General features: G+C 44.7%; 17 protein-coding genes. 12 read left to right on the top strand and 5 right to left on the bottom strand.

What is annotated here, in order from left to right; translation table 11 throughout:
• The first annotated feature begins 45 nt into the window (after window positions 1-45).
• The 5 genes from GO495_RS03895 to GO495_RS03875 all read left to right on the top strand — a co-directional run bounded on the left by GO495_RS03895 (window position 46) and on the right by GO495_RS03875 (window position 3,762).
• Complete coding sequence (locus tag GO495_RS03895) at window positions 46-1,299, top strand: hypothetical protein (protein WP_157298369.1); 1,254 nt, start codon at window positions 46-48, stop codon at window positions 1,297-1,299.
• A gap of 20 nt (window positions 1,300-1,319) precedes the next feature.
• Window positions 1,320-2,570, top strand: coding sequence for a hypothetical protein (locus GO495_RS03890; protein WP_157298368.1), 1,251 nt, complete (start codon window positions 1,320-1,322; stop codon window positions 2,568-2,570).
• A 20-nt stretch (window positions 2,571-2,590) separates the two neighbouring features.
• Window positions 2,591-3,103, top strand: a complete 513-nt coding sequence (locus tag GO495_RS03885; RefSeq protein WP_157298367.1) for a CARDB domain-containing protein — start codon at window positions 2,591-2,593, stop codon at window positions 3,101-3,103.
• A gap of 73 nt (window positions 3,104-3,176) precedes the next feature.
• On the top strand, window positions 3,177-3,389 hold the full coding sequence (locus GO495_RS03880) for a cysteine-rich CWC family protein (protein WP_157298366.1): 213 nt from the start codon (window positions 3,177-3,179) through the stop codon (window positions 3,387-3,389).
• The gene (locus tag GO495_RS03875) at window positions 3,367-3,762 is read left to right on the top strand and encodes an acyl-CoA thioesterase (RefSeq protein WP_157298365.1); all 396 of its coding nucleotides are present in this window, start codon (window positions 3,367-3,369) and stop codon (window positions 3,760-3,762) included. Before GO495_RS03880 ends, GO495_RS03875 begins: the two co-directional genes overlap by 23 nt.
• 56 nt (window positions 3,763-3,818) lie before the next feature.
• Here the strand turns inward: GO495_RS03875 and GO495_RS03870 are convergent, their stop codons facing one another.
• Complete coding sequence (locus tag GO495_RS03870; protein WP_157298364.1) at window positions 3,819-4,244, bottom strand: FKBP-type peptidyl-prolyl cis-trans isomerase; 426 nt, start codon at window positions 4,242-4,244, stop codon at window positions 3,819-3,821.
• 130 nt (window positions 4,245-4,374) lie between these two features.
• Between GO495_RS03870 and GO495_RS03865 the strand changes: the two genes are divergently transcribed.
• Entirely contained in the window at window positions 4,375-5,538 is a 1,164-nt protein-coding gene (locus GO495_RS03865; RefSeq protein ID WP_157298363.1) for an exo-beta-N-acetylmuramidase NamZ family protein, read from the top strand.
• The gene (gene fmt, locus GO495_RS03860; protein ID WP_240915144.1) at window positions 5,528-6,460 is read left to right on the top strand and encodes a methionyl-tRNA formyltransferase; all 933 of its coding nucleotides are present in this window, start codon (window positions 5,528-5,530) and stop codon (window positions 6,458-6,460) included. Before GO495_RS03865 ends, fmt begins: the two co-directional genes overlap by 11 nt.
• Window positions 6,461-6,551: 91 nt before the next feature.
• Here fmt and GO495_RS03855 read toward each other — a convergent pair whose 3' ends face one another.
• From GO495_RS03855 to hemH, 4 genes are all read right to left on the bottom strand, one after another.
• Window positions 6,552-7,550: a LysM peptidoglycan-binding domain-containing protein gene (locus tag GO495_RS03855; protein WP_157298362.1), complete on the bottom strand. Its 999-nt coding sequence runs from the start codon at window positions 7,548-7,550 to the stop codon at window positions 6,552-6,554.
• Between the two features lie 67 nt (window positions 7,551-7,617).
• Window positions 7,618-9,012, bottom strand: coding sequence for a methyltransferase RsmF C-terminal domain-like protein (locus tag GO495_RS32510; RefSeq protein WP_338075356.1), 1,395 nt, complete (start codon window positions 9,010-9,012; stop codon window positions 7,618-7,620).
• A 215-nt stretch (window positions 9,013-9,227) separates the two neighbouring features.
• Window positions 9,228-10,640, bottom strand: a complete 1,413-nt coding sequence (hemG, locus tag GO495_RS03845) for a protoporphyrinogen oxidase (protein WP_157298361.1) — start codon at window positions 10,638-10,640, stop codon at window positions 9,228-9,230.
• A complete protein-coding gene (hemH, locus tag GO495_RS03840) occupies window positions 10,595-11,626 on the bottom strand; it encodes a ferrochelatase (protein WP_157298360.1) in 1,032 nt (343 codons plus the stop codon). The genes hemG and hemH overlap by 46 nt, the downstream gene beginning before the upstream one ends.
• Window positions 11,627-11,857: 231 nt before the next feature.
• On the opposite strand from hemH, the gene hemA reads away from it, so the two are divergent.
• Genes hemA through hemF form a run of 5 tightly spaced genes read left to right on the top strand, consistent with a single transcriptional unit; the run spans window position 11,858 to window position 16,632 of the window.
• Window positions 11,858-13,111 carry a glutamyl-tRNA reductase gene (hemA, locus tag GO495_RS03835; protein ID WP_157298359.1) on the top strand — a complete coding sequence of 418 codons (1,254 nt, stop codon included), beginning with the start codon at window positions 11,858-11,860 and terminating at the stop codon, window positions 13,109-13,111.
• A 3-nt stretch (window positions 13,112-13,114) separates the two neighbouring features.
• On the top strand, window positions 13,115-14,029 hold the full coding sequence (gene hemC, locus GO495_RS03830; RefSeq protein WP_157298358.1) for a hydroxymethylbilane synthase: 915 nt from the start codon (window positions 13,115-13,117) through the stop codon (window positions 14,027-14,029).
• Window positions 14,019-14,690, top strand: a complete 672-nt coding sequence (locus GO495_RS03825; RefSeq protein WP_157298357.1) for a uroporphyrinogen-III synthase — start codon at window positions 14,019-14,021, stop codon at window positions 14,688-14,690. Before hemC ends, GO495_RS03825 begins: the two co-directional genes overlap by 11 nt.
• Window positions 14,691-14,695: 5 nt before the next feature.
• On the top strand, window positions 14,696-15,724 hold the full coding sequence (hemE, locus tag GO495_RS03820) for a uroporphyrinogen decarboxylase (protein WP_157298356.1): 1,029 nt from the start codon (window positions 14,696-14,698) through the stop codon (window positions 15,722-15,724).
• Window positions 15,721-16,632 carry an oxygen-dependent coproporphyrinogen oxidase gene (gene hemF / locus GO495_RS03815; protein WP_157298355.1) on the top strand — a complete coding sequence of 304 codons (912 nt, stop codon included), beginning with the start codon at window positions 15,721-15,723 and terminating at the stop codon, window positions 16,630-16,632. Before hemE ends, hemF begins: the two co-directional genes overlap by 4 nt.
• The last annotated feature ends 9 nt before the right edge of the window (window positions 16,633-16,641 follow it).

The following is a 16,641-nucleotide window of genomic DNA, read 5'->3' as shown; positions in this document are numbered from 1 at the left end:
CAAAAGAAAGTATACTTTCTTTTGAATGATGACTAATCCTTTATCATGGACATCAACAATCTCATGGAAAATGTGCGTGCATTTTTCTCCGAGCAATATAAAGGTGTAGAGAACTCCAATTCCTTCATCTCTTTCGAGCCCCTCGGCAGTATGATAGATCCCTCAGATTTCATGGATGATAATAACGGGGTATCTGATCTCAAGGCAATTGAACAACTGTCTATATTAGGTGACCGTCTTCCACAGATAGAAGAAGTTTTTATACCTGATACAGGCCGGTTAAGCAGTGCCTATGAAACACTCATCGAAAGCGCTGTTTTTTCGGGTGTGAAGATTAAAGCAGAAGACAAATCCAGCTATATCGCCCGTTTTAGTGAAGAAAAATCAGAAGCCCTGTTAAAACTGGACGAAGGGAGAAAAGCATCCATCAATATGCCGGAAGGAAGTTATCTTCCTGTATACAGCTTCCCTAAAAAATGGTATGATACAAGCGGCTCTTTCTGGGTAAATAAAACTTTTTCTTCCGCTGAAACACCACCTCCGGCTACATCTCCTCCTCCCCCTGGCAGAAGACCCTTTTTAGGATGGAGGACCAAACTGTCCGTAGACCCGGAAACATTGATCGTAGCGAATATTCAAACTCCACCTGCCGCAACCCGGCCAGCCAGATTAAATATTCCGTTGCGTACACGGTTCCAGGAGATTAACAGACCGGTTAACGTTGCGGCTACTGTCAGACCCATGAATACTGTCGCTGCATTGAATACAACAGTAAATCCGGTAGCTGCAAAACCTGTGATGGAAATGCGAAACTTAAATCTCTTAAATAAGATAGATTTTTCCGACAGGATCCGTGTTACCCAGCAGTTAGTAAAAGATGATACGGCCAATGTGGCTCCTGTACATTCCAATGCATTTTCCATGTCGTTTGATTACTGTCTGGTATACCTGCAAAGACCATGGTTCAATACATCGCTATTCACTTTTTCAAACGTCTGGTATAGTCTCTCTTTACAGGAAAATTATTTTTCCAATGGTCTGAAAGATGAAAGTAACCACGGAATACTGAAGTGCATTCCAACAGCCATGATCCTGATAAAAAATTTGAAAATAACAGCTGCCTGGACAGATGATGATAAGTCAAATGCAAAAAACAGTATTGGTCTGGGCGTATTCAATCTGAATAACAGTGAATTTATCGACAATGCACTGATCACTCCCGGTATGCAGATCATTGGCTGGATGTGCGAAGTATTACCCAAACTACCGGCTCAGGGAGACCCGAACATTATATCATAACATTAAAAAATATTAACCCCATGAACGACGTAACAACAAGGGTATTGGATGAACTCAATACCATACCCGGAACAAGTGTAAGACCCGGACTCTCCAGAATAGAAGACGCAAAACCTTTTATATACGAATTCGTACAAAGATACTTTGCATCCGACTATGATAATGTAGCCGTGATGAATAACGATGAACTCTTTGGTTATTTACAAACACTGGATAAACAGGTACTGGATTTTACTTTTGATACACAGGAAAAACAGGTCCGCTTCACAACAGTGGAAGACACCACTCTAAATGAACAAACATTATTAGTTACGGATAATCAAACCCAGCCGGATTTTGAGACGATCATACTGGAAAGGGATGGGGATGTAATCCCTAAACTTGTAGCTGTAAGCCTTCCGGCCTCATTGGATTTATCTTCATTTACAGCAGGCGGATTGCCATTTCATGTATTCTTCCATCCTACACTGGGTCAGAACACCGCATCATATTATACTGCTGTTAACCAAACCGGAAGAGAATCTTTGAAAGACACCATTGACGGGAACTACTCTCCTTATGGCTGGGATTTTTTATTCTTTATCATCCTTCGGAATCTAAGCTATCAGGCCAATACAAATATCAATGCAAACAATGTTATCAATGAATGGGCAGGTAAAGGGCTGCTCTATCAAATAGCGAATGCAGATAAACATGTGATCAATATTATTCCTGTTCTTGATCCACAAAAAAATGGTGGTGACTTTGAAAAACCAGATAGCCATTTGCAGATCTTAAAAGAAGTACAACAGTTTTTGCTTAACCGGCAGGGAACTGTAAATGAAAATCTGTTACCCATAGGTAAGTGCGCTGTTTCAGCTTTCAGCAGCGGACATTTATGCAGTAATAATCTTCTGCAGGCTTCCGGCAACAACAGTTTCAGCGAATTCTACGGAGATGCCTTGCAGGAAGTATACATGTTTGATGCACCTGTTCAAACCAACGACAACTGGGTACAACTGGCAAATGCATGGGCACAGAAATATGGGGAAGAAAAAGTGGTAAGAGCCTATTCTCAGTGGACACCCACCAACGTGAACCTGTTACTGGCCAAAGGTCAGGCGCCTGTCAGCAGTAAACTGGTTGTAAACAGCGATAATCCTAATCGCTCTTTTGCGCAACTCGGACAAGCATTTTTCAAAAACATCATCAGCAATTCAGATTGGCAGGCTATGCATCAGGCTATTCCTTCATTGATGCTGAATGATGCTTTATCAAGAAGTCAATTTTAAACACTCCAAAAATAACAATCATGAAAACTACATTTTACAGATCTCCTGATGCACAGGGTGGAACAATAGCAGATACAGCTAACCAGGGCGTTACTGATATTTTCGGTATGGACAGCAGGGATACCGGCACCACAGGAGATGCAGACACTACAGCTAAAGCAGAAGATCCTTCCTCTCTCGTTCCTACAGAAAACACATGGGTAAGCAACGATGGCGGTACCACCATTGTTTCCGATCCTGTACAGGGTGAACCCTATGATTTCTGTATCACCATCGCCAACAAGGGTAAGACGGATTCAGGCAGCTTTATGGTGAAATTCGTACTGAGTGGAGACCAGAACCCACCACTGGAATTGCCAACTGAAGCAATGGACAGCCTGGCGCCTGGCGCCAGTGTGCTGGCAGTAGTACACTATGGCGCCTTTGAAAACAAATTTGGGATTTTCCATGTTCAGGCAACGGTGTATACAGCTGATGGAAAGCAGAATATCAGTACTGATGCAGGGTTCGACTTTACGATCCATTCGCTTTAAACAACTGTATTTAAAAAAAAGGGCCGTATCAAAAGTAATTTGATACGGCCTTTTTTTAGACTAATTTTGGGGCATGGCCCATCATGAAACCGTAACATGTCCGCGCTGTAAAACAGCCTTTGAGTGCCGGGTTGGTTCAATACTCCAATGCCAGTGCCAGCAGGTGATATTAACGGAAGAAGAGCGTGCCTATATCAATGAAACATACAGAGAATGCCTGTGTGCCAACTGTCTCACAATAATGCAAAAAATATACAATAGTCATGGCATACGAAAAACAGATTGAAGAATCAGTTACCCGCATCTTTAAAGCCGTATTTCCAAACACAGTAAACCATTATGATACGCTTTTCGGTGGTACTGCGATGCAACTCATGGACGAAGCAGCTTTTATCACCGCTACACGTTTCAGCCGTATGCGCATGGTAACGGTTTCCAGCGATCGTATAGATTTCAAGAAAGCAATACCGGGTGGTACCATTATAGAACTCGTGGGAAAAGTAGTGCATGTAGGGAAAACAAGTCTGAAAGTAGAAGTAGATATTTTTGTGGAACAGATGTACAACACACATCGTGAAAGAGCCATATCAGGCAGTTTTACCTTTGTGGCCATTGATGATCAGAAAAGACCGACACAGATCGTATTACTACATGATTAAAAATAAAAAGGTCACGTACTGCTACGTGACCTTTTCTATTGTGTAATAACTTACTCCTATTTGATCTCTACCAGCTCGATATCAAACACCAGTGCTTCACCAGCCAGCGGGTGGTTAGCATCCAGGGTAATAAATTCACTGCCGATAGCCGCTACCTTTACAGGGAATACCTGTCCTTCAGGATTGCTCATCTGCAAGTCCATACCAACTTCCGGATTCAATTCAGCCGGGATGTTATCTTTTGGAAATTCCATGATCAGCTCAGCGTTTTTAGGGCCGTATGCTTCATCAACAGGAATTTCGAGGGTTCTTTTATCACCCACTTTCATATCGATCACACCATTATCGAAGCCTTTAATAACCATACCTGCACCTACCTGGAACTCCAGCGGGTCCCTGCCTTCTGAAGAATCAAATGTAGTTCCATCGGTCAGGCGGCCATGATAATGTACACGTACCGTATCTCCGTTTTTAACTTGCATAATAATAAAGTATTAAGTGTTTACTGGATTAATACCTGCAAGGTAAGAAAATTTATATACCCACGAACCAGCCTTAGCATTGGTTATAGAGGTCTATCGTCTATGGACTATTTAAAGTAAATTTACGCCCATGTATAAAATCATCATCCCGTTATTTATATGGATGGCCTGCAGCTTTACTGCCAGCAGCCAGGTTATTACCGGAGCCGACAGGACCAATGAATACCTTCCCCTGCTGAAAGGCAAAAGGGTGGCGTTGCTGGTCAATCAGACTGCTACCATAGGACATACACATCTCGTAGATTCTTTGTTAAAACTGGGCATACATATCCAGAAAATATTCAGTCCGGAACATGGGTTCCGCGGGAAAGCGGATGCCGGAGAGAAAGTGGGTAACGGTAAAGATGCCGCTACCGGCCTTACTATTGTATCCTTATACGGTAAACACAGGAAGGCGGATGCAACAGATTTAAAAGATGTAGATATCTTAGTGTTTGATATACAGGATGTAGGCGCACGCTTCTATACTTACATCTCCTCTTTACAGGAGCTAATGGAAGCTGCCGCAGAAAATAAAAAACCACTGATCGTACTGGACAGACCCAATCCTAACGGACATTATGTAGACGGGCCTATCCTGGATACAGCCTTCCGCTCCTTCGTGGGCATGCAGCCTGTTCCCATTGTACATGGTATGACCGTAGGAGAATATGCAGGGATGCTGAACGGGGAAAAAATGCTGAAGAATAAGGTACACTGCCGGCTGACGGTTATTCATTGCCAGCATTATGACCATCATACTATTTACCTGCTGCCAATAAGCCCTTCGCCCAATCTGCCCAATATGGCATCCATTTACCTGTACCCTTCCACCTGCTTATTTGAAGGTACGGCCTTTAGCCTGGGACGTGGTACAGACCTGCCATTCCAGGTATTCGGCTCTCCGCTGCTGTCTAAAAACCTCTTCTCTTTTACGCCTCACAGCACTGAAGGCGCTAAAAACCCTCCCCTGAAAGATACTACCTGTTACGGGTACAATCTTACCGGAACTCCGGAACAGGTAAGGGCTGAAATGGATGGACGGGTGCAGTTGAAATGGCTGATACAGGCTTACAAACTATTCCCTGATAAAGAAAAATTCTTTATCCCCTATTTTAAGAAACTGGCAGGTAATGCGATGCTGCAGGAACAGATCAAAAAAGGGTTAAGTGAGGAAGAGATCCGTAAAAGCTGGGAACCAGGTTTAACAAGATTTAAAACTACGAGGAAGAAATATTTATTATATGCAGAATAATACCAGGATCATCTTTATGGGTACACCGGACTTCGCAGTGGCTTCACTGGATATACTGGTACAGAATGGATATAACGTAGTAGCGGTGATTACAGCTCCTGATAAACCTGCCGGACGTGGATTACAGTTACAGGAAAGTGCGGTAAAACAATATGCCGTCTCCAAAAATATTAAAGTTTTACAACCCGAGAAGCTGAAAAACCCTGCCTTCCTGGAAGAACTGAAGGCTTTACAGGCTGATTTACAGGTAGTGGTGGCCTTCCGTATGTTACCGGAACTGGTGTGGGATATGCCTCCTCTGGGGACTATCAACGTGCATGCCTCTCTCCTCCCCAATTATCGCGGGGCCGCGCCAATTAACTGGGCGATCATTAACGGAGAGAAAGAATCCGGTGTTACGACGTTTAAATTGCAGCATGAGATTGATACCGGCGATGTGTTATTCAGTCAGGCAGTGCCGATCAGGGATGATGAAACTGCCGGGGAACTGCATGATGAGCTGATGCAGACAGGTGCACAGTTGTTGTTAAAAACAGTACAGGCAATAATTTCCGGGGATGCACATGAAAAACCGCAGGCACAGATGAATGCTGCGGATGTTAAACATGCACCTAAGATCTTTAAAGAGAATTGCCAGATCGACTGGAAATTACCTGTTGACCAGATCTATAATTTAATAAGGGGATTAAGTCCTTATCCCGCTGCCTGGTCTACGTTACAGGGCAAAGGGATTAAAATTTTCAAGGCGGAGAAAGAACATGTTACACCTAAAGTAGCTCCCGGAGAGTTTGTGACAGACAATAAAACGTATCTGAAAATTGCAGCGGCAGATGGTTATCTTTCTTTGTCAGAGATACAGTTAGAGGGGAAAAAGAAAATGGATATAGAAGCTTTTTTAAGAGGATACAGAGTTACAAACTAAAAAACCGCTTCTTTTTTTTGTGATGGTTCAAAGCGCCATCACAAAAAAAGAAGCGGTTTTTGCAGGGAGAAGCGCTCCCCCCTGAAATAATTTAGTCTTCGTAATTCAGCTCTACATAGAACTTAGTATCGCTGGTACCTAATGCTTCCAGCGCAGAATCACTCAGTTTAATGATAAGTCCGGCATTCTGCTTGATCTGCGGAATGGATTCCAGCACTTTTGCATAAATATATTTACCGTTCAGCGGATTGGTTACTTTGATGATAGTTCCTCTCTGCGCAGTATTATGCAGCGCATAATATTTACCTGCACCGGCATTGCTCTTAAACCATCCACCAGGGCCTTTCTCTGTAGTTACTTTACCCTTGCTGGTCTGCTGTGCGTACAGTTGTTCGAAAGAACCCGAAGCAACCGGCGCCGTTTTCACTGGCTCCGGGGCTGGTGTTGATGCCGGTGGTGTAGTTACTGGTGTATCAGGTTTGGTTGTAACCGGTTCCGGCTTAGCTGGCTCTGGTTTAGTAACAACTGGTTCCGATTTGGCAGGAGCAGGTTCCGGCTTCGTGGCAGGCGGCGTATTTACCGGCGTTGTAGCCACAGGCACAGGTGTGGTTGCCGGAGCAGCAGGAGCTGGTATACCACCACCACTCTTCAGAAATCCTACAATCACATAACTGTCTTTCTTCAAACCATCTCCGGTCAGATTATTCCAGTGACGGATATTATCCAGAGGAACTTTATTATGATTCAGGCTTAAGCGATACAGTGTTTCCTTCTCTTCCACCTTATGATAAACAGGTGTATTCCCTGTTACCGCATCTGCTTTCTGTGAGAAGTTGTTGTTATTCAAAGGAATTTTCACTGTCTGCCCCAGTTGCAAACCCTTATCAAATGAAATACTGTTTTCTGTAGCTATATCCTTGGGAGATATACTATATGCCCTTCCCAGGCTATAAAATGTTTCTCCTTTTTTTACCGTGTGCGTTAAATAGAGGTCGGGGGTAGTACCCTCAACCTGCAACATATCCTGTGCATTTGCTCCTGCCACACATAATACAAGTCCTGCTACAATTGTCATGAACGTTTTTACCATACTACGCTGTTTGTACCTTTCGGGTAACGAAATTATAAAATTATTTAGGTTTTGAGGTTTATGCACTTCAAACATCCTTTAGTATACGGAGTTCTTTAGGATAGTAATTATTAATGCGGTTGGGTAAGATCTTGGCCCATCCAAGATGCATATCCTCATAACGCATTAGTGTCCAACCCCTGGTATTGACCGTCACCTGCGGGTCTTCTTTTCTCAGGTAACGCAAAGCCTGTTCACGGGTCAGTGATACAGAGGGTGTTGCTGATGATACCAGTGTACTCATGGCCAGCTGGTGATCGGGGATCAGTTCCTTCTGGGCCAGTTGCCCTGCTTTTACCCCGGCTTTCCGCAAATATAAGTGCTGCTGCAATAACGACACAGCAGGAGCTATCTTTTCCGGAAATATTAACACCTCCCCCTGGTGTTCCATCAGGAAAGCATCCGACAGATCTTCCATCCATGGTAACACTTTTCCCAGTTCTTTTCTGGGTACCGGCGTGAGTATATCCTTTTGCTTTTTAGCCACAAACACATCACCGGCCGTTTTACGGAAGCAGGTGATAAAGAATCCTTCTCCCTTCACTTTATCCGGATAAAAGCGATATCCCTCTGCTTTCTTCTTACCTGCAATAGTAGTGACAATATTCCAGGAAGCAGACACCGGTACTGCAATATTTTCCAAAGAAAAATTATCTTCCAGCCATTCCATGATCGCTTCGTCCTCTTCACGCGAGTAAGAACAGGTAGCATAAATGAGAATCCCGTTTTCTTTTAACGCCGGTAAAGCATCTGCCAGTATCCGCTGCTGCCGCTCGCTGCATAAAGCTACATTTTCCGGCGACCATTCCTCTACAGATTCCGGATCACGGCGAAATAATCCTGAACCGGAGCAGGGAGCATCTACCACCATCACATCAAAATATCCGGGTAAACGCCTGAAATCGCGGGGATCATTGTTTGTCACCACCACATTCGCAGCGCCCCATTTACTGATATTATCTGCCAGCAGGGCGGCCCTGCTCTTGATCACTTCATTGGACACCAGCAAACTTTCTTCACTGATCAGCGATTGCAGCAACGTTGATTTACCACCCGGCGCAGCACAAAGGTCCAGCACTTTCAATGGGGCCGACAGATCGCATGCGTGCCGTACTATCTGTTCCAGGAACATCGATGATGCCTCCTGTACGTAATAAGCACCCGCATGGAAAAACGGATCAAACGTAAAAAAAGGACGCGTAGCCAGGTAATAACCATACTGTGACCACGGTACCTTACTTGTTGGTGCATCGACCAGAGACTGTAGCACCTTTTGCGCTGTCGCCTCTTCCCTTATTTTGTTCGGATTAATTCGCAGGGAAGTAATTTTCTCTCCTGCTGCATGTACACGCAAAAAAGCTGCCAAATCTATCTCCGGCAAAGCTGCTAAAGTGTTTGTAAATGTATCTGGTAAAAAATCCACCCCACTATTTTACGGCAAAATAACAAAATTAGTCCATAGAAACAGCGGGAGCCATTCATTCCCCGGGTGCTTTGATCATCTGCTTTTGCAGGTCAATTACTTTTCCACAGTGGATAACATATAGAGCAATTTTTTGTGATGAGGCTTCGCCTCATCACAAAAAATTGAAAGCGAATGGCAGGGCTTCGCCCTGCACCCAAAATGTAACTGAGTCATTATGCGATCCCTTTTGCAGCCTGCATTATAGCGGGCATGGCTACCCCTGTCACATAATTACCCGCCAGCTGTATACCTGGATACTGCTGTTCAAAAGCTTTTATATGCTGACGAATTTGCGCATGCCCTACATTCAGTTGCGGAATGGCCCTCTGCCATTCGTTAAAGTGTTGTAATTCCGGGGGTGTCTGCAAGCCCAGTAATGACATGAATTCACTGATCACCGTCTGTTGCAGTTTCTCCTTCCCTAAATCAGTAAATAATTGTTCCTGCCTTGCTCCACCGATGAAAATAGTGAACAACACTTTCCCTTCGGGAGCCCGGGATGGGAAAATAGCTGAATTACAGATGGCTCCCAGGAAGTGTTTACCGGCTGCATGAGGCACCAGGAAACCAAATCCTGCGGGTACTTTCTCCAGCGCTTCCGCGCCAAAGCCCAGGTGCAGCACTCCCATATGAGGATAGTGAATATTATTGAGCGCTGTTGATAAGGAAATATCCAAAGAAGCAATTGCAGCGCCGGTACTATAGGCTGGAGTCGTAAAGATCACCCTGTCTGCATTTAGCATGGCCGTATGACCGTTTTCATTGTATTGTACGATATAATCCGTAGCGCCCTTCGTAATGCCTGTAATCGCACAATTAAAGCGCACCGGGCCTGTTAGCAGCGAAAACAGGCGTTCTGTCAATACCACATTACCACCTTTGAACGCAACAATCTTCCTGCCTCCCATCGCTTTCATGTTCTTCATTAATCCGGCGGTTACACTACCATATTCCTTCTCCCAGCCGGGCAGCATAGGTAGTACCTCTTTTATGGAAAGATCATCCGGGTTACCGGCATAAATACCGGATAATATAGGTTCGAACAGATACTCGTTTATTTCCCTGCCGAAGCGGCGGTTCACAAAAGAAGATACAGATTCTTCATCATCTGTTTTACGCGCTTTTCTAAACCTTTCAGTAAACAGGCGGAATTTAGCGCCTCCGCTGATATACGCGGAACGCAGTATTTTAAGAGGATGAGGAGATACCGCATGCAACTGCTCATTCCTTACCAGGAAACGGTTTTTGCTGGCAGCCGATGCTTCCATCAATACATCTTTTAATCCCAGTTCTTCTATGAAGGCAATTGTTTCCGGCGTGGCGCCTATGGAATTAGGGCCTGCATCCAGCTCATAACCATCTATATGCAGCGATTTAACGACCCCTCCGGCCTGTGGTGCAGACTCCATCAGCTGGTAGGGAATCCCCTTCTTTTGCAGCTCATATGCGATTGTGAGCCCGGATAATCCGGCGCCGGCAATAATAACTGGTTGTGTATTCACAAGTGGTAATTTGAGTTGTTCCTGAAAGAAACTATGTTTTAATGCTGTAATGCGGAAAGCCATTTCACTACTGCCTGCACCCATAACGGATGAATATTCATGCAGGGGATCATCGTAAAACTATCTCCGCCACTTGCCAGGAAACTCTTCTTTCCTTCCATTGCAATCTCTTCCAGTGTTTCCAGACAATCCGACACAAACGCGGGGCACACGATCAGCAACTTCTTCACCCCTTCTTTAGGCAACTCTTCCAAACGCAATGCCGTATAAGGTTTCAGCCATTCCTCACGTCCCAGACGCGACTGAAAGGATAACGCCCATTTCTCACGTGGTATACCCAGTTTTTCAGCTACCAGCTCTGATGTTTTGAACACCTGGTGACGGTAACAGGTTGCATGCGCCGGAGAATCTACATGACAACAGTCATTTACCTGTAAACAATGTTTATGTGTAGGATCAGCCTTCGTCATATGCCTTTCGGGCAATCCATGATAACTGAATAATAACTGGTCGTAATCCTGTTGTAAATAAGGGCGCATACTCTCTGCCATGGCATTGATATAATCCGGTTCACTATAGAACGGTGGTACCATGGTAAGCTTAAACCTGTACCCTTTTTTTTGATAAACAGCTTTCGCATGTTCTACTGCTGTCTCATAAGAAGACATCGCATAATGAGGATATAACGGTAAAAGGATCACTTCCTTCAGCGCAGGATTATGCTTTAACAGGTTTTCATAGGCAGACTCCTGTGAAGGATTCCCGTATCGCATCGCTATTTCCACCGGCATAGACAGATCATTCTGCACAGCGTTCTGTAATTGTTTTGTCAGCACCACCAGCGGAGAACCATCTTTCCACCATATCTTCTTATAAGCTTCTGCAGAATTAGGCGCACGTTTGGGAACGATGATCCCTTTGATCAGCAATAAACGGAACAGATACGGATAATCAATCACCCGCTCATCCATCAAAAACTCGTTGAGATAACGTTTAACATCAGGTACGGCCGTAGAATCCGGCGAACCCAGGTTCATCAAAATGATTCCTATATCAGATTTAGCTTCCATCCCTTGCTTTAAATTGTTGCAAATGTAACCAGTAAATAACGCTCCAAATGTCATACAATTGTTGAATTAAAGAATGCTATTGTTTATAACGGCTGTCATCTCATTAACTGATAAAAGTCATTTTTCAGTAGTATCTGATACCAGCGGTAGAAATGACACACTAATGACCAGCTCCATGACATTCTTCAGTTGTATGCAAGTACTTTTGCAAACGGAAGCTTATAAAATAAAATGCAGGGTAGTTATTCAAAAGATATAGCCCATTTTCATATTGTTGGTATCAACTATAAGAAAACAGATGCTGCTATAAGAGGATCGTTTGCTATTAATCAGTCACAATACCAGCACTTGCTGGAAGATGCGAAAGCTATACACATGGATGATGTGTTCGTGCTTTCCACCTGTAACAGAACTGAGATCTACGGCTTTGCCGATGATCCCCAGCAACTGGTAGAGTTGGTTTGCCGCGAAACAAATGGTGATTGCAATCTGTTCAGTCAGCTCTCATACATCAAATCAGGGGAAGATGCCATCAGGCACCTTTACCAGGTGGGCACAGGACTGGATTCCCAGATCCTGGGCGACTATGAGATCATCGGTCAGATACGTACCGCTACAAGATTCGCCAAAGAACATGGTTGCCTTGGCGGCTTCCAGGAAAGGCTGATCAACAGCGTGTTACAGGTATCAAAACTGATCAAGAACGAAACAGGTCTCAGTGCCGGCACCGTCTCCGTTGCCTTCGCTACCGTAAGATTACTGGAAAGTAAAGTACCGGATATCCTCAATAAAAAGATCCTGCTGGTAGGTGTCGGTAAAATTGGTCGTAATACTACCAAGAACATCATGGATTACCTGGGCGTGAAACAGATCACTCTCGTAAACCGTACCACCACTGTGGCCGCAGATTTTGCAGGACAACACGGACTTCGTTATGCGCCGTTTGAACAACTGGCTGAAGAATTAGAGGCCGCAGATATTATATTAGTGGCGTCCAATGCACCTGAACCCACCATATTACCTGCTCACTTCACGAACTCATCGTCCAAACTGATCATCGATCTCTCCATTCCATTCAACGTTGCTCCTGAAGTAAATGATCTGCCACATGTAGAGCTGATCAATGTGGACGAATTGTCCAGGATCCAGGATGAAACTTTACAGATGCGTTTGCAGGAAGTGCCTAAAGCACACGCAATTATCGGAGAGCATATGACAGAGTTCCTTTACTGGTACAAGATGCGTAAACATGCAGTAGTGCTGAAAGCAGTAAAAGATAAACTACACGAAATCCACACAAAAGAAATACAACAACAAAAGAACAGCGCTCAATATAACCTGGAAGATGTGGAAGCCGTGTCTTCCCGTATCATTCAGAAGATGATCAACCTGATGGCCGGAAAAGTGCGCAAAGAAACAGATAAGAGCGATCAGTACATTGCAATGATCAACGATATTTTTGAGACAGGCGTTAATCAGGAATAAACCATGAACAAAGAGATAAGGATAGGTACCAGGGAAAGTCAGCTGGCCTTATGGCAGGCAAATAAAGTAAAAGACCTGCTGGAAGCACAGGGCTATACCACCGTGCTCGTGCCTATTAAAAGTGAAGGGGATATCGACCTGGTAACTCCGCTGTATGAAATAGGTGTACAGGGTATTTTCACCAAAAGCCTCGACCTCGCCTTACTGAACGGCCGTATAGATATTGCCGTACATTCTCTTAAAGATGTTCCTACCCAGTTACCACAAGGAATCATACAGGCTGCAGTGCTGGAAAGAGGTCCTGTGAAGGATTTGCTGGTATATAAAAATGATCTTTCCTTTCTTGATAATACAGTAGCAAATATTGCTACCAGCAGTGTAAGACGCAAAGCGCAATGGTTACGTAAATACCCTCAGCATCAGTTGCATAACCTGCGCGGGAATGTAAATACCCGTTTGCAGAAGCTAGCAGCAGAGAACTGGGACGGTGCCATCTTTGCTACTGCCGGACTGGAAAGGATCGGTGTTCGCCCTGCTAACTCAGTAGAGCTAGACTGGATGCTGCCCGCTCCTGCACAAGGTGCAGTAGTAGTGGTTTGCCGTGGAGAAGATGATTATTCCAGGCAGGCATGCTCCCCCTTAAATGACTTAACGACTGCATTATGCACACGTATTGAAAGGGACTTTTTACGTACACTCATGGGCGGATGTACGACGCCTATCAGTGCCTATGCTTTCATTAAAGATAATACCATTATTTTCTCCGGTGAATTATGCAGTCTTGACGGTACTGAACTCCTGACCATACAGGAAGAAGCCAGCCTGACACATGCGGCTACAGTGGGTATCAGCGCAGCTGAGAAGATACTGGCACAGGGCGGCGATAAAATCGTAGCACAAATAAGAAATGCAGGTTAGCATCTTAAGTACGAAAGAATTACCTCTGTCACTGCTCGCAGCAGCAGCAGAACAAGGTATGGATATTACAGTTGCTCAGTTCATTCACATACAGCCTGTTGCGGCAACATACAGTATACCGGAAAACAGCGTAGTCATATTTACCAGCGCGAATGCAGTGAATAATGTGCGGCTGATATATCCAACCTGGCAGATCTTCTGCCTGGGTGGGGCCACACTGGAAGCCCTGCTGGCAAGACGCCCTGATGCACAGGTAACAGCCACCGCATCCAATGCTGCAACACTGGCAGCACATATCATAGAACAGGGAAATATCAGCAATGTTGTTTTCTTCTGTGGTAATATACGCCGGAACGAACTGCCCGACCTGCTACATCAACACCATATCACTGTACAGGAGATAGTTGTCTATGAAACGACAGCAATACCAGCGGTTACAACAAACAATTATGACGGCATTTTCTTTTTCAGTCCAAGTGGCGTAAGAAGTTATTTCACAGTGAACACATTACCTGCAAACACTGTATGTTTTGCTATCGGTAATACCACTGCCGGCACATTGAAAGAATATACCACCAATAAAATTATTACCAATCCGGACGTACCTTCGGCGACGCAGATGTTACAAACGGCTATATCTTATTTTAACAACATCAACTGATACAAATGAGTGCATTGAAGAATGACCTTTTGCTGAAAGCTTTACGCGGAGAAACAACAGAACGTACACCCGTATGGATGATGCGCCAGGCAGGCAGATATCTGCCTGATTACATCAAATTGCGGGAAAAATATTCCTTCTTCGAACGTTGCATGAAACCCGAACTGGCTACCGAAATTACCGTGATGCCGGTACACCAGGTAGGTGTAGATGCGGCGATCATCTTTTCAGATATACTGGTTGTTCCACAGGCAATGGGTATGGAAGTACAGCTGATAGAAAAAACAGGCCCGGTATTACCAGACCCTGTTAAAAGTGCAGAAGACCTGAAACGCCTGGTAGTACCTGATGTAAAAGATACATTGCACTATGTGTTCGATGCACTGAGTTTAACGAAAAAAACACTGGATGGTGCTGTGCCGCTGATCGGTTTTGCCGGCGCTCCATGGACACTGTTGTGTTATATGGTACAGGGCAAAGGTTCTAAAACATTTGATGCTGCCAAAGCATTCTGTTATCAGCAACCTGCTGTTGCACATAAGCTGCTACAGATGATCACAGATACTACGATCGCTTACCTGAAAGCACAGGTGGAAGCAGGGGCCGACTGTGTACAGCTATTCGATTCATGGGGAGGGTTATTAAGTCCGCAGGACTTCGAAACATTCTCCCTCTATTATATGCGGCAGATCGTTGCTGCGGTAAAAGATGCGGCTCCGGTAACCGTATTCGCCAAAGGTGCCTGGTTCGCACTGGAAGAAATGGCAGCCACAGGCGCTAACTGCCTGGGTATCGACTGGTGCATACAGCCTCAGCGTGCAAGACAGTTTGCCGGTAACAACGTTACGTTACAAGGGAACTTCGACCCGGCCAGACTGCTGGCCCCTATCCCGGAAATTAAAAAGGCCGTGAAGGAAATGATGGCCGGTTTTGGGAACCATCGCTACATTGCTAACTTAGGCCATGGTATTCTGCCAAACGTGCCTGTAGATCATGCAAGAGCATTTGTAGATACTGTAAAGGAATATAAATGAGTATCAAAGAGAACTTTATAGCGCTTATACAAAGGTTGCAGAACGAGATTTGTACTGCACTGGAAGAAGTAGACGGGAAAGCTAAATTCCGTGAGGACCGCTGGGAACGTCCCGGTGGTGGCGGCGGTATTTCCCGCGTCATTGCAGATGGCGCTGTGATTGAAAAAGGCGGCGTAAATACATCTGTGGTACATGGACAATTGCCCGAACTGATGGCCAGACAGTTTGGCGTGAGCGAGGCGCAGTTCATGGCCTGTGGCGTCTCTTTGGTCATCCATCCTATCAATCCTTTCGTACCTACCGTTCATGCTAACTTCCGTTACTTCGAACTGTATGATGAACAGGGTAATCTGAAAGACAGCTGGTTTGGCGGTGGAGCAGATCTCACCCCTTATTACCTGGATGAAAAAGATGGCATTCACTTTCATCAGACATTTAAAAATGCCTGCGATCCTTTCGGAAAAGAGTTATATCCTCTCTATAAAAAACATTGCGACGAATACTTTGTAAACAAACATCGTAATAACGAAGCAAGAGGTATAGGCGGTATATTTTACGATTATCTGCGCCCGACAGCAGAACGTACCGCAGAAGATCTGTTCAGCTTTGCAAAAGCAAACGGAGAAGCATTCATACACGCTTATCTGCCAATAGTAAACAAAACAAAGGACCTTCCTTATACAACTGCCCAGAAAGACTGGCAGGAATACAGACGCGGACGTTATGTGGAATTTAACCTGATCCACGACAGAGGAACGCTGTTTGGTTTAAAAACGAACGGAAGGATAGAATCTATTTTAATGAGCCTGCCTCCGAGAGCCCGCTGGGAGTATGATTATCATACAGTACCAGGTAGCCCGGAAGCTGAACTGGAAGAATATCTCAAGCCCAGGGAATGGGCCGTATAACCATCATAA

This window comes from Chitinophaga oryziterrae, from assembly GCF_009758125.1.
GTDB classification, from domain to species: Bacteria; Bacteroidota; Bacteroidia; order Chitinophagales; family Chitinophagaceae; genus Chitinophaga; species Chitinophaga oryziterrae.
The sequence above is the reverse complement of the archived record's forward strand: the minus strand, read 5'-3'. Positions and strand labels throughout refer to the sequence as shown.

Coding starts and splice junctions, on each gene's coding strand:
- GO495_RS03895 (WP_157298369.1), top strand. CDS start 46: ATGGACATCAACAATCTCATGGAAAATGTGCGTGCATTTTTCTCCGAG.
- hemH (WP_157298360.1), bottom strand. CDS start 11,626: ATGGAAGCTAAATCTGATATAGGAATCATTTTGATGAACCTGGGTTCG.
- GO495_RS03880 (WP_157298366.1), top strand. CDS start 3,177: ATGGCCCATCATGAAACCGTAACATGTCCGCGCTGTAAAACAGCCTTT.
- hemC (WP_157298358.1), top strand. CDS start 13,115: ATGAACAAAGAGATAAGGATAGGTACCAGGGAAAGTCAGCTGGCCTTA.
- hemE (WP_157298356.1), top strand. CDS start 14,696: ATGAGTGCATTGAAGAATGACCTTTTGCTGAAAGCTTTACGCGGAGAA.
- hemF (WP_157298355.1), top strand. CDS start 15,721: ATGAGTATCAAAGAGAACTTTATAGCGCTTATACAAAGGTTGCAGAAC.
- hemG (WP_157298361.1), bottom strand. CDS start 10,640: ATGGGTGCAGGCAGTAGTGAAATGGCTTTCCGCATTACAGCATTAAAA.
- GO495_RS03870 (WP_157298364.1), bottom strand. CDS start 4,244: ATGCAAGTTAAAAACGGAGATACGGTACGTGTACATTATCATGGCCGC.
- GO495_RS03890 (WP_157298368.1), top strand. CDS start 1,320: ATGAACGACGTAACAACAAGGGTATTGGATGAACTCAATACCATACCC.
- fmt (WP_240915144.1), top strand. CDS start 5,528: ATGCAGAATAATACCAGGATCATCTTTATGGGTACACCGGACTTCGCA.
- GO495_RS03875 (WP_157298365.1), top strand. CDS start 3,367: ATGGCATACGAAAAACAGATTGAAGAATCAGTTACCCGCATCTTTAAA.
- GO495_RS03825 (WP_157298357.1), top strand. CDS start 14,019: ATGCAGGTTAGCATCTTAAGTACGAAAGAATTACCTCTGTCACTGCTC.
- GO495_RS03855 (WP_157298362.1), bottom strand. CDS start 7,550: ATGGTAAAAACGTTCATGACAATTGTAGCAGGACTTGTATTATGTGTG.
- GO495_RS03885 (WP_157298367.1), top strand. CDS start 2,591: ATGAAAACTACATTTTACAGATCTCCTGATGCACAGGGTGGAACAATA.
- hemA (WP_157298359.1), top strand. CDS start 11,858: ATGCAGGGTAGTTATTCAAAAGATATAGCCCATTTTCATATTGTTGGT.
- GO495_RS03865 (WP_157298363.1), top strand. CDS start 4,375: ATGTATAAAATCATCATCCCGTTATTTATATGGATGGCCTGCAGCTTT.